The organism is uncultured Albimonas sp. (genome assembly GCF_963977235.1).
In the GTDB taxonomy this organism is placed as follows: domain Bacteria; phylum Pseudomonadota; class Alphaproteobacteria; order Rhodobacterales; family Rhodobacteraceae; genus Albimonas.
Genome location: NZ_CAXBOD010000033.1, coordinates 42,518 through 54,104 on the forward strand (window position 1 = coordinate 42,518; position 11,587 = coordinate 54,104).

Genomic DNA, 11,587 nt, shown 5'->3' on the forward strand with positions numbered 1-11,587 from the left:
CGCGGCCAGAAGGGCGCGGGCCTCGCGCGGGCCCGTCCCCCGACCGCCAAGCTGACCGGAGCCCCGCCATGGAACCCTCGTCCCGCATCCGCGCGATCCTCGGCGGCGGCGCCTCGGGCTGGGAGGTGGTGCACCGCGCCCGCCGGATGCAGCGCCAGGGCGTGCGGATCAGCGACCTGACCGTCGGCCAGCACGAGGACCCGACCCCCGCCCCGATCCTCGAGGCGATGCACACCTCGGCGATGGCGGGCAACACCCGATACTCCGACGTCGCCGGCTCTCCCGAGCTGCGGGCGGCGATCGCCGAGCGGGCGGCGGCCGCCACGGGCGCGCCCGCGGGGCCCGCCAACGTGGTGGTCACCGCGGGCGGCCAGGCGGCGCTGCTGCACACGTTCATGGCGACGCTGGACGCGGGCGACGCGGCGGTGATGATCGACCCCTATTACGTGACCTATCCCGGCACCATCCGCGCCACCGGCGGCGTGCCCCGGATCACGCCGGCCCGGGCCGAGGCCGGCTTCCAGCCCGACCTCGACGCGCTCGAGGCCGCCTGCACGGGCGCGCGGGCGCTGCTGATCAACTCGCCCAACAACCCCACCGGCGCGATCTATTCCGACGAGACGCTCGACGGCGTCGCCGAGATCTGCCGCCGCCACGATCTGTGGCTGATCTCGGACGAGGTCTACGACGGCATGGCCTGGGACGGGCCCCACCGCTCGCCCCGCGCGCTGCCGGGGATGGCCGAGCGGACGGTGGTGATCGGCTCGCTGTCCAAGAGCCACGGCATGACCGGCTCGCGCCTCGGCTGGACGCTGGCGCCCGAGGAACTGAGCCGCTTCATCGAGATCTACGCGCTGAACGCCACCTACGGCATTCCCGGCTTCATCCAGGACGCGGGCCTGTGGTGCCTGCGCGAGGGGGCCGGGATCGAGGCCGGGCTCGCCGCCACCTTCCGCCGCCGCCGCGACGTCGCGCTGAACACGCTGGCGGGACGGCAGTCGGTGCGCCTGTCGCCGCCGCAGGGGGCGATGTACGTGATGCTGGACGTGCGGGCGACGGGGCTTTCGGGCCTCGCGTTTGCCGAGCGGCTGCTCGAGGAGGCGCATATCGCCGTGATGCCGGGCGAGAGCTTCGGCGCCTCGGCCGCCGGCCACCTGCGCGTGGCGCTGACCGTGGACGACGCCGAGCTGGCCCGCGCGCTGGGCCGCCTCGCCGACTTCGCCGAGACGCTGGTCGCCGAGCGGGCCGAAGCCGGGACCGCCTGAGCGCCCGGCCGGGTGCGGCCCGCGCCGAGCGGGCCGAGGCCGGGCCCGGTTTCCGCCCCTCTTCGCGCCCCGTATCGGCGATCTGCCATTGCCCCCCGGCGTGCGTCCTCCCTATGTTCTGCGCAGAGTCCGCCCCCGCGGGCCCCACGCAGGAGTGTTCCGATGCCATTGCCCGTCGCGCTCGCGCCGCTGGCCAGCCCCTGGGCGCTGAAGGCCGCCACCGGGGCCGCCGCGGCGTTCGCCCTCTACCAGGCGACCCGCCGCGCCCGCTGGTCCGACGCCCGCCCCGCCGCCTCCGAGGCGGTGCTCGACGACGTCCCCGAGGGGCTCGAGTGGGGCTGGTCGCGCGACGCCGACCGCGCCCGCGCCGACGCCCGCGCCGGCCTGCGCGGCCACCTGCGCTGGGGCGAGGACGGGCCGGGGGTCGCGATGGACCTCTCGGCCCTCGCCCGCCTGCGGCTCGGCCTTCTCAAGGCCCGCTCGAAACCGTTCCGGGAACCCGCGCGATGATGAAGCTCCGCCACGCCGCCGCCTCGCCCTTCGTGCGCAAGGTCATGGTCCTGCTGCACGAGACCGGCCAGCTCGAGAAGGTGGAGCTCGAGAACGGCTCCACCTCGCCGCTCGACCCCAACCCGGGGAACCTCGCGGTGAACCCGCTGGGCAAGATCCCCTGCCTGGTCACCGAGGCCGGCGCGCCGATCTACGACAGCCGGGTGATCACCCGCTATCTCGACACCCTCCACGAGGGGACCCGCCTTTATCCCGAGGGCGAGGCGCTGTGGCCCGCCCTGGTGATGGAGGCCACCGGCGACGCGATGATGGAGGCCGGCGTCGGCATCATCTACGAGCGTCGCCTGCGCGAGGAGGCCAAGCGGTCGGAGGCCTGGATGGCCGCCCAGCGGGGCAAGATCGCCCAGGCGATGGACAAGCTCGAGAGCGCGCGCTTCCCCGAGGCGCTGGACATGGGCCAGGTCTCGGTCGCCTGCGCGCTGGGCTACCTCGATTTCCGCTTCCCCGAGTGGGACTGGCGCAGCGGGCGCGGCTCGCTCGCCGCCTGGGCCAAGCGGATGGAGCGGCGGGCCTCCTTCCAGTCCACCGCGCCGGCGTAAGGCCATGACCCGTCTCAACGACCTGGGTCAGCCGATCGGCGAGGCCCTGCCCGACTGGACCCCGCCCCCGGTCCCCGCCCGCGCGCCCCTGACCGGCCGCTGGGCGAGCCTCGAGCCGCTGGACCCCGCCGCCCACGGCGACGACCTGTGGGAGGCCGCGCAGCTCGACCCCGAGGGGCGGACCTGGACCTGGCTCGGCGACGGTCCCTTCGCCGAGCGGGCCGAGTTCGACGCCCTGCTCGCCCGCAACGCCGCGAGCGCGGACCCGATGTTCTTCGCCCTGCGCTCGGCGGCCACCGGCCGGGCCGAGGGCTGGTGCTCGCTGATGCGCATCACGCCGGGCGCCGGGACCATCGAGGTCGGCTGGATCTGGTGGGGCCCGCGAATGCAACGCACCCCTGCGGCGACCGAGGCGATCTTCCTGCTGATGCGGGAGGTGTTCGGCCTCGGCTACCGGCGGTTCGAGTGGAAGTGCGACACGCTCAACGCCGCCTCGCGCGCCGCGGCGATGCGCTTTGGCTTCAGCTATGAGGGGGTGTTCCGCCAGGCCGTGGTCTACAAGGGCCGCAGCCGCGACACCGCCTGGTACGCGATGATCGACAAGGAGGCGCCGGCGCTCGAGCGCGCCTACGCCGCCTGGCTCGACCCCGCCAACTTCGACGAGGCCGACGCCCAGAAGCGGCGCCTCGCCGACCTCACCGCGCCCGTGCTCGTCGCCCGCGGCTGAGCGCGCCGCGGCGCGGCCGGGCCGGAGGGGGCTCGACGCTCCCTTCGGGCCGACCCGCCCGCCCGGGCGCAAACCTTGACTTGCCAGGCCCGCGGTCCGATGTCCGGAGCCGCCCCCAGCGCTCCTCTCGCTGTCCGGAGACAGTTTTGACCGACACGACCGACCAGACCGCCCCCCTGATCGCGCCCGACGCCGCGGCGCTGGCGTTCCTGCTGACGCGCCGCTCGCGCATCGCCAAGACGCTGACCTTCCCCGGCCCCGACCGCGCCACCGTCGAGACAATGCTCAAGGCCGCCGCCCGCTCTCCTGACCATGGCAAGATGGAGCCCTGGCGCTTCGTGGTGCTGGCCGGGCCGGAGGCCGCCAGGCTGGGCGCGCTGACCCGCGAGCTGGGCCCCGCCCGCGGCATCGACCCCGACCGGATCGAGAAGCACGCCGAACCGTTCGAGCTGACCCCCCTGACCGTCGCCGTGATCGCCGCCCCGAAGTCCACCGAGAAGGTGCCCGAGGTCGAGCAGACCCTCTCGGCCGGCGCGGTGTGCCTGGCGCTGCTCAACGCCTCGCTCGCCTCGGGCTGGGGCGCGAACTGGCTGACCGCCTGGATGGCCCAGGACCGCGAGTTCCTGGAGACCGGCCTCGGCCTCGCCCCGCATGAGTGGGTGGCGGGCTTCATCCACATCGGCACGCCCACCCGGCCGGTCAGCGAGCGGCCGCGCCCGGACATGGACGCCAAGGTGGAATGGCGGGGGATCTGAGGCGATGATCGGCGACTTCCTGCGCGCCGTCGGACAGATCGGGGACCCGCGGTTTCGCCGCGTGTTCCTGCTGTCGCTGGGCCTGACCGTGGCGCTGCTGGCCGCGGCCATGTTCGGCTGGGGCCAGCTGGTGGCGATGATCCCCGACAGCGGCCTGACCGCGTTCGGCTACGACCTGTCGTTCCTCGACTGGGCGGTGGATTTCCTCGCCTGGACGGCGGGGGCGCTGGGGGCCGTGTTCCTGATGTTCCCGGTCGCCGCCCTCTTCATCGGCCTGTTCCTCGAGGAGATCGCCGAGGCGGTGGAGGCGCGCTTCTACCCCCACCTGCCCCCGGCGCGGAGCATGACCTGGCTCGAGATCCTGGCCGACGGGCTGATCTTCACCGCCGCCCTGATCGGCCTCAACCTCGTGGGCCTCGTGATCTACTTCGCCGTGCCCCCCGCGGCGCCCTTCGTCTTCGTGATCATCAACGGCTGGCTGCTGGGACGGCAGTATTTCGAGCTCGCCGCCGCCCGGCGCGTGGGCGCGAAGGAGGCGCGGCTCATGCGCAAGCGCATGGGCGGGCGGATCTTCGGGGCCGGCGTGCTGATGGCGCTGGCCCTCTCGATCCCCTTTGTCGCGCTGGCGATCCCGGTGCTGGCGGTGGCCACGTTCACCCACATGTTCCACCGCGCCCACGGGGAGGTCCCCGCAGGCTGACCGGCAGGCGGGCCGGCGGCCCCTGGCTTCAGGAGCCGACGGTCGGGGACGGCTTCTCGCCGGCGGAACTGCAGCCGCCCTCTGCCGCGGCAGGCGCGGCCGAGAAGGCGGCGACGCCCAGGACAAGCGTGGCGAGGACGGCGAGGAAGCGAAGCTGGGTCATATCGGGTCTCCCTGGACCAGAGCACGGTTGGCCCGAGCCTAGCATGACGCCGCGTCGCCGACGCATCACGCACGCGTGACGAAGGAGGGGCGCAGGCGCGCCCCGGGCGGCCCCTCGCCGGCTCAGGCGAGGCGCGCCGGCTCGGACGCGCGCGGGGTCAGTTGAACCGCACGGGCAGTCAGTTGAAGCGCACCGGCAGCAGGAAGCTGCGCCGCTCGCCGCCCAGCTCGGCGGGGGCCGAGGGGAAGGGCGCCGCGGCCGCCACCGCGCGCATCGCCGCCCGGTCGAGCCGGGCGCCCGCGCTGCGCCGGATCGCATGGGACAGAAGGTCCCCGTTGGGCGAGACCACCAGCATCACCAGCGCCTCGCCCCGCCCGTCGCCGCGGTCGAGCTCGCGCCGCTGCTGCACCTGGCTGCGGATCTTCGCGCCCCACTCGAGCACCAGCCGGCGCGCGGCGTCGGGATCTGCGCCCGCGGCGTCCGGGCTCGACGCGGCGCCGGCCTCGGCCCCGCCGCCGGCGCCGGCGGCGCGCGCCTCGTTGCGCGCCGGTCCGTCCTCGGCGGCCTCGGCGACCTGCCCGGCGGCGGGAGCGGCCTTGGCGGCGGTCGTGGACGGCGCCGGAGCCGGAGCCGCGGGCTCGCGGGCCGGTTCGGGGCGCGCCTCGGCCACCTCGCGGCGGGCCGGGCGGGGGGGCGACTCGGGGCGGGCCGGGGGCGCCGGCAGGGCGGACGAGTCTGCGTCGGCCTGCACCTGACGGATCGCCTCGCGGTCGGGCGGCGGCGGCGCGACCGGGGCCTGCGTGGCGGGGGGCGCCGGGGGGGCGGCCGCCTGGGGCGCCTCGGGCCGCAGGGTCGGGGCCTCGGGCGCCGTGGCGGGCTCCGGCAGGTCCGTGGGCAGGCTGGGCGCGAGGCTCGGCGGCGCGGTGGGCGAGGGGACGGCGGCGCGCGCGGGGACCTCCGCGACCGCCGGCGCCTCGGCCGCCTGCGGCGCGGCGGCGGGCGGCTGCGGGGCCGCCTGGGAGGCCGCCGCGTCAGGGGCCGCGTCGGGGGCGGTCGCATCCGGCGGCGTCTCGGAGGCCAGCGTCGGGGCCTGCGCCCGCGGCGCCTCGGCGGCTTCGGGGGGGCGGTCCCAGGCCTCGACCAGGGCGGCGAGTTCGGGCGAGGCGGCGGCCACGCTCAGCGCCTGCGTTCCCCCCGCGCCCGAGGCGGACGAGGCGCCGCCCTCCGGCCAGCTCAGGAACGCCGCCAGGTGCAGCGCGGCGGCCAGCGCCAGGAACACCGCGAAGGAAAAGATCCGTCGCATCGCCGCTCAGCGCCCCGAGACGACGATGTCGGCGCGCGCGACGCCCCGCTCGCCCAGGCGCGTCAGCACGCGGGCGAGCGCGGCGGCCTCGATCGCGCCATCGGCGCGCAGGGCGAGCGGGGTCTGCGCGTCCCGGCCGGCCTCTGCCGCGGCGTGCAGCGCGGCCTCGCCCCGGGCGTCGCCGAAGGCCATGCGGCCGTCGGCGGCGAGATGCAGCGTGCGCGGGGTCTCGGCGGCGCCCGGCTCGGCCTCGGCGGCGGGGAGCTCGACCTCGAAGGGCGCCGGCGGGGCGATGGTGGCGGTCATCAGGAAGAAGATCAGCAGCAGGAACACCACGTTGATCATCGGCGTGACGCTCTCGACCGGCGGCCTGGGCTGGGGGGCGTCGAGGCGCATCGGGCTCACTCCGCCAGGATCACGGGGCGCAGGCCGCCGCCCGAGGCCGCGCGCGCCACGTCGGCCAGCCGCTGCAGCGTCGCGCCCTCGCGCCCGCGCAGCACCACCGGATCGGAGGGGCTCTCGGACAGCCGCGCAAGCTCGGCGGCGAGCGCCGCGGGGGCGATGGGTGCGCCGTTCAGGCTGAGGCTGTCGGGGCGCACGTCGACCAGGCGGGGCGGGCCGCTCCAGGTTCCGCCGCCGCCGGCGGCGACCACGGGCATCACCCCCTCGACCCCGAATCGGGCCGCGAGCATGAAGAACACCAGCAGCAGGAACACCACGTCGATCATCGGCGTCAGGCTGATGCGTCGGGCGCGGCGCGGAGCCTCGTCAAGCAGCATCGGCGCGGGCCTCCGCCCCCTGCGCAGGGGGCCAGGACTGGGCGGCCGAGCTCGGGTCCGGGGCCGCGGCCGCGGCGAGGAACAGGCGGGCGCCGAGGTCCTCCATGTCCTGGCGGGCGCGGTCGGCGACGCTCTCGAACCAGGTCAGGGCGGCCGAGGCGGGGATCGCCACAGCCATGCCCGCGGCGGTGGTCAGCAGCGCCTCCCAGATGCCGCCCGCCAGCATCGCGGGGTCGGCGCGCCCGCCGGCCTCCTGCAGGGTGCGGAAGGCCGCGATCATGCCCAGCACGGTGCCCAGCAGGCCCAGCAGGGGGGCGGCGGTGGCGATCAGCTCCAGCGCCCGCAGGCCGGTGCGGGCGTCGGCGAGCTCCCGTTTGGCGACGCGGGCGGTCTCCTCCCGCGCGGCGGCCAGGGGAAGGGCGGCGAGCGCGGCGAAGCCCGCGCGCAGCATCCGCCCGCGCAGGCCGGGGCGGCGGCGTAGGGCGGCGAGGCCGGCCTCGGGTCCGCCGTGCAGGTAGGCCGCCAGCGCCCGCTCCGAGCGCGCCCGCGACCAGGCGCCCAGGCGCATCAGCGTCCAGGTCTTCCACAGGATCAGCGCCACGGTGACGACCGAGAGCGCCGCGATCGCCCAGACCGCCGGCCCGCCGTCGTTGAGCATGCGCAGCGCCGAATCCAGCGCGCCGTCGATGGCTCCGACCGCGGGCGCGGCCACGCCGTCGGCCGTCATGCCGCCCGTCGCCGCCGAGGGATCGAGCGCTGAGGGGTCGAGCGCCGAGGGATCCAGCCCCGGCGTCGCGGCCGCGTCTGGAGGCGGGGACCCCGCGGCCGGCGCGGGCGCAGGCGCGCCCTGCCCCGCCTCGGTCCCGCCCGTCGGCGCAGGCGGATCCTGGACGGGCCCGGTCTGCAGCGGCGCGTCCTGTCCAGGCGCCGCGGGCGCAGCGCCGGGCGCAGGCGCAGCCGGCGCGCCGCCCGCCTCCGCCGGCGCGGAGGGGGCCGCGGGGGGCGGAGCCGCGGGCGTCTCGGGGGCCTCGGCGGACGGCGCCGCGGGGGCCTGGGCCAGAGTCGTCTCGGGGACGCCGGTCATCGGGGGATCCTCCCCGCCGGCCCGCCGAACGACGCCTCGCGCGGGTGGCGCGCGTCCGGGGCGCGAGGGCAGGAGAGGCTGCGGGCGAGGCGCGGGGCGAGCATGCGGACCTCATGGCCGGGGAATGTCACGGGTGGCTCGCGGCATCGCCGCTGGCTGGTTGGCCCGGAGATCGCTTCTCCGACGAAACTTGTCAAGCATTGCGCGGCAACCCGCGCCGCGCGGTCGCGCGTGTGAACCGTTCCGGGACGCCTCCGCTCGGGTTATGGTGCCCCGGCGTGACCGTGTGCGAGGATGAGGAAGGCGAGCGATGCGTGCAGGACCGGTACGGCTGGCGCTGGCTTTGCTTGCGGGGCTGTGCGCCGCCGGCGGGGCGCAGGCGGGCGAGGGCGGCGGCAAGACCTCGGGCAAGCTCGGCAAGGCCGCGCTGAGGCTGATCAACGCCGATGTCAGCGACCGCGCCACCGGGGCGCTGGCGATGCTGGGCGTGACCGCGGTGCCCTCGGAGACGGCAAGCACCCTGCATCTCGATTCGAACGCCGGCGAGGGCAACCAGTTCTTCGCCTCGCAGCTGGGCGGGGCGTTCACGATCTCCGAGTCCTTCCCCCTCTACCTCGAGGGGTTCGTGGGCTACTCGCGCTACGATCCGGTCTTCGTGTTCTCCGACGGGACCAGCCGCTCCCGCCTGCCGACGAAGTGGACGACGGTGGGGGCCGAGGGCGGCGTCGGCTGGGATTTCCAGCTGAGCGACACGCTGGTGTTCCGCCCGATCTTCAACGTGGCGCTGGGTCATGTCGAAAGCGACGCCGCCCTGCTTGGCCGCATCGTCAACCGGCGCTACGGGCTGGACCTGCAGTTCCTCGAGGACGGGCGGCTGACGGCGGGGGGCTTTGGCGCCTCGCTGATGCTGGACTACGAGTATCACTCCGAGGCCTACGACGCCGACGTCGAGCTGCGCTACACCCACCTCCACCTCGAGCCGATCGCGGGATCGAAGGCGATCGAGGCGAGCTCGACGGCCGCGACGCTGGGCATGTGGTCGCGGCTGCGGGTGCCCACGGGGGTGGACCTGTTCGGCGGCCCGCTTCGCGCGGTGATCGAGGCTTCGGGCTCGTGGCTGCCGGGCGACCAGGGCCAGGTGCTGCAGACCCGCTGGCTGGCGCAGGCGGGCCTGGGGATCGAGTTCGACACCGAGCAGACCTTCATCCCCCTCAGCCGGGTGCGGATCGTCGCCCGCCAAACCATCGGCGACAACCTCAGCGGCTACTCCCTGGGCCTCTCGGCGAGCTTCTGAGCGCCTCCGCGAGAGGTCCCGGGCGCATCGGGCCGCCGACGCGACGCCGCCGCCCGGCGCCGCCGCCTGGGAAGCGGGGTCGGCGGGCGGGCGTCCCGGCCGCGCAGCGGACGGCAGAGCCGTCCCGCCGACCGCCTCCCCCCAGGCGACGCCTGCGCACTTGCATCGCGCGCAAGGCTGCGCCATGCCCGACGCATGGCCCGCCTCGCCCCTCCCGAAGCCCCGCTCTCCCCGCTCCAGAAAGTGCTGCGCTTTCACTGGGGCCTGGCGCTGCTGATCGCGGCGGTCGCCTGCGTGGGCTTCCTGATGCTCTACTCGGTGGCCGGCGGCGACCTCGACCCCTGGGCCTCGCGCCAGATGGTGCGCTTCGGCGCCGGCATGGCGATCATGTTCGGCGTGGCGATGATCCACGTGCGCTACTGGCGCACGCTCGCCCCGCTGACCTATCTCGGATCCCTCGCGCTGCTCGTGGCCGTCGAGGTCGCCGGCGAGACCGGCATGGGCGCCACCCGCTGGATCGCCGTCGGCCCGCTGCAACTCCAACCCTCCGAGGTGATGAAGATCGCCGTCGTGCTGGCGCTCGCGCGCTACTACGACTGGCTGGGAGAGCCCCGCGTCTCCCGCCCGCTGTGGCTTCTCCCGCCGCTGCTGCTGATCCTGCTGCCCATGGCGCTGGTGCTCAAGCAGCCCGACCTCGGCACCGCCCTGTTGCTGGCGCTCGGCGGCGCCGCGGTGATGTGGCTTGCCGGCGTGCATTGGGGCTATTTCCTCGCCGCCATCGCGCTGGGCGTCGGCCTGGTCACCGCGGTGCTCGAGAGCAGGGGCACGGACTGGCAGCTGCTCAAGGACTACCAGTACCGCCGGATCGAGACCTTCCTGAACCCCGAGTCGGACCCCCTCGGCGCGGGCTACCACATCACCCAGTCCAAGATCGCCTTCGGCTCGGGCGGCCTCTCGGGGCGGGGCTTCATGCAGGGCACCCAGACCCGGCTGAACTTCCTGCCCGAGAAGCACACCGACTTCATCTTCACCACGCTCGCCGAGGAGTTCGGCTTCGTCGGCGCGGTCTCGCTGCTGATCCTCTACGGCCTGATCACACTGTTCTGCATCGTCTCGGCGATGGCCAACCGCGATCGCTTCGGCGCGCTGCTCACGGGCGGAATCGGCGCCACCTTCTTCCTGTTCTTCTCCGTGAACATGGCGATGGTCACCGGCCTCGCCCCGGTGGTTGGCGTGCCGTTGCCGCTGGTCTCCTACGGCGGCTCTGCCATGCTGGTGCTGCTGATGGCCTTCGGGCTCGCGCAATCGGCCCACGTCCACCGTCCCCGCGGCTGAGCCCGCGCCCCCCCTGCCAGGAGGCTCCATGACCGCCATTCCCCGTCCCGTGATCCTGTTCGGCGGCCGCCCGGCCCAGCGCGAGGAGTGGGGCGCCGCGATCCGCGCCGGCGCGCGGGCGAGCGGCGTCGCGATGGACCTGCGCATGGCGCCCGAGGACGTCGACCCCGCCGAGGTCGACGCGGTGGTCTACAACCCCGAGGGCCCGATCCAGGACTTCGCCCCCTTCACGAACCTCAGGGCCGCGCTGAACATGTGGGCCGGCGTCGAGAAGGTGGTCGGCAACCAGACCCTCAAGGCGCCCCTCACCCGCATGGTCGAGCCCGGCCTGACCGAGGGCATGACCGACTGGGTCGTGGCCCACGCCACCCGTCTCCACGCCGGCATCGACCGGCATCTGCACCTTGCGCCCGGCCAGTGGCCGCAATGGCACCCCCCGCTCGCGCGCGAGCGTCGGGTGGGCGTGCTGGGCCTGGGCGAGCTCGGCGCCGACGCCGCCCGCATGCTCGCGGCCCTGCGTTTCGACGTCGCCGGCTGGTCGCGCCGCCCTAAGACGGTCGAGGGCGTGACCTGTCTGCATGGCGAGGACGGCCTGCGCGAGATCCTTTCGCGCTCCGAGATCCTGGTCCTGCTGCTCCCCTCGACGCCCGCCACGGAAAACCTTCTGGACGCCGAGACCCTGGCCCTGCTCCCGAAGGGCGCGGCGATCCTCAACCCCGGCCGCGGCCCGCTGATCGACGAAGCCGCCCTGATCGCGGCGCTGGACAGCGGCCAGCTTTCCCACGCCACGCTCGACGTCTTCCGGATCGAGCCGCTGCCCGAGGATCACCCGTTCTGGGCGCATCCGCGCGTCACGATCACCCCTCACATCGCCTCGGTGACCCGGTCCTCGACCGCCGCGACCGCGCTGGTCGAGCAGATCGGCCGCCTCTCCCGCGGCGAGCCCCTGCTCCACGTCGTCGACCGCGCCCAGGGCTACTGACCCCCCCGCCCGCGCGCGCCAGGCGCCCTGGCGACCCGCCAGACACCCGGCGCGAGCGCCTGTTCTCCGGAGCCGTCCGTCGCTGATGCCG

At 75.2% G+C, this 11,587-nt stretch carries 14 protein-coding genes; 9 read left to right on the top strand and 5 right to left on the bottom strand.

All coding sequences use genetic code 11. The features are described from left to right. Positions 1 to 68: 68 nt before the first annotated feature. The 6 genes from AAC134_RS15085 (at position 69) to AAC134_RS15110 (ending at position 4,556) form a co-directional block, all read left to right on the top strand. Positions 69 to 1,265 (top strand): pyridoxal phosphate-dependent aminotransferase, encoded by a 1,197-nt coding sequence (locus tag AAC134_RS15085; RefSeq protein ID WP_339949936.1) that lies wholly within the window; start codon positions 69 to 71, stop codon positions 1,263 to 1,265. Positions 1,266 to 1,427: 162 nt separating this feature from the next. Beyond that, positions 1,428 to 1,775 (top strand): hypothetical protein, encoded by a 348-nt coding sequence (locus tag AAC134_RS15090; protein ID WP_339949937.1) that lies wholly within the window; start codon positions 1,428 to 1,430, stop codon positions 1,773 to 1,775. Then, positions 1,772 to 2,374 carry a glutathione S-transferase gene (locus tag AAC134_RS15095; RefSeq protein ID WP_339949938.1) on the top strand — a complete coding sequence of 201 codons (603 nt, stop codon included), beginning with the start codon at positions 1,772 to 1,774 and terminating at the stop codon, positions 2,372 to 2,374. The genes AAC134_RS15090 and AAC134_RS15095 overlap by 4 nt, the downstream gene beginning before the upstream one ends. Before the next feature lie 4 nt (positions 2,375 to 2,378). Further along, positions 2,379 to 3,101, top strand: coding sequence for a GNAT family protein (locus tag AAC134_RS15100; protein ID WP_339949939.1), 723 nt, complete (start codon positions 2,379 to 2,381; stop codon positions 3,099 to 3,101). A 176-nt stretch (positions 3,102 to 3,277) separates the two neighbouring features. Next, positions 3,278 to 3,856 carry a nitroreductase gene (locus AAC134_RS15105; protein WP_339949949.1) on the top strand — a complete coding sequence of 193 codons (579 nt, stop codon included), beginning with the start codon at positions 3,278 to 3,280 and terminating at the stop codon, positions 3,854 to 3,856. 4 nt (positions 3,857 to 3,860) lie between these two features. After that, on the top strand, positions 3,861 to 4,556 hold the full coding sequence (locus AAC134_RS15110) for an EI24 domain-containing protein (protein WP_339949940.1): 696 nt from the start codon (positions 3,861 to 3,863) through the stop codon (positions 4,554 to 4,556). 28 nt (positions 4,557 to 4,584) lie between these two features. Here the strand turns inward: AAC134_RS15110 and AAC134_RS15115 are convergent, their stop codons facing one another. From AAC134_RS15115 to AAC134_RS15135, 5 genes are all read right to left on the bottom strand, one after another. Next, positions 4,585 to 4,719, bottom strand: coding sequence for a hypothetical protein (locus tag AAC134_RS15115; RefSeq protein ID WP_339949941.1), 135 nt, complete (start codon positions 4,717 to 4,719; stop codon positions 4,585 to 4,587). A gap of 178 nt (positions 4,720 to 4,897) precedes the next feature. After that, positions 4,898 to 6,022 carry a TonB family protein gene (locus AAC134_RS15120; protein WP_339949942.1) on the bottom strand — a complete coding sequence of 375 codons (1,125 nt, stop codon included), beginning with the start codon at positions 6,020 to 6,022 and terminating at the stop codon, positions 4,898 to 4,900. Between the two features lie 6 nt (positions 6,023 to 6,028). Then, positions 6,029 to 6,418 (bottom strand): biopolymer transporter ExbD, encoded by a 390-nt coding sequence (locus tag AAC134_RS15125; RefSeq protein ID WP_339949943.1) that lies wholly within the window; start codon positions 6,416 to 6,418, stop codon positions 6,029 to 6,031. Between the two features lie 5 nt (positions 6,419 to 6,423). After that, entirely contained in the window at positions 6,424 to 6,801 is a 378-nt protein-coding gene (locus AAC134_RS15130) for a biopolymer transporter ExbD (RefSeq protein ID WP_339949944.1), read from the bottom strand. Next, on the bottom strand, positions 6,791 to 7,528 hold the full coding sequence (locus AAC134_RS15135; RefSeq protein ID WP_339949945.1) for a MotA/TolQ/ExbB proton channel family protein: 738 nt from the start codon (positions 7,526 to 7,528) through the stop codon (positions 6,791 to 6,793). Before AAC134_RS15135 ends, AAC134_RS15130 begins: the two co-directional genes overlap by 11 nt. A 667-nt stretch (positions 7,529 to 8,195) precedes the next feature. On the opposite strand from AAC134_RS15135, the gene AAC134_RS15140 reads away from it, so the two are divergent. The 3 genes from AAC134_RS15140 (at position 8,196) to AAC134_RS15150 (ending at position 11,496) form a co-directional block, all read left to right on the top strand. After that, the gene (locus AAC134_RS15140; protein WP_339949946.1) at positions 8,196 to 9,179 is read left to right on the top strand and encodes a hypothetical protein; all 984 of its coding nucleotides are present in this window, start codon (positions 8,196 to 8,198) and stop codon (positions 9,177 to 9,179) included. Positions 9,180 to 9,374: 195 nt separating this feature from the next. Further along, complete coding sequence (gene rodA, locus AAC134_RS15145) at positions 9,375 to 10,514, top strand: rod shape-determining protein RodA (protein ID WP_339949947.1); 1,140 nt, start codon at positions 9,375 to 9,377, stop codon at positions 10,512 to 10,514. A 28-nt stretch (positions 10,515 to 10,542) separates the two neighbouring features. Then, positions 10,543 to 11,496 (top strand): glyoxylate/hydroxypyruvate reductase A, encoded by a 954-nt coding sequence (locus AAC134_RS15150; protein ID WP_339949948.1) that lies wholly within the window; start codon positions 10,543 to 10,545, stop codon positions 11,494 to 11,496. Positions 11,497 to 11,587 lie beyond the last annotated feature (91 nt).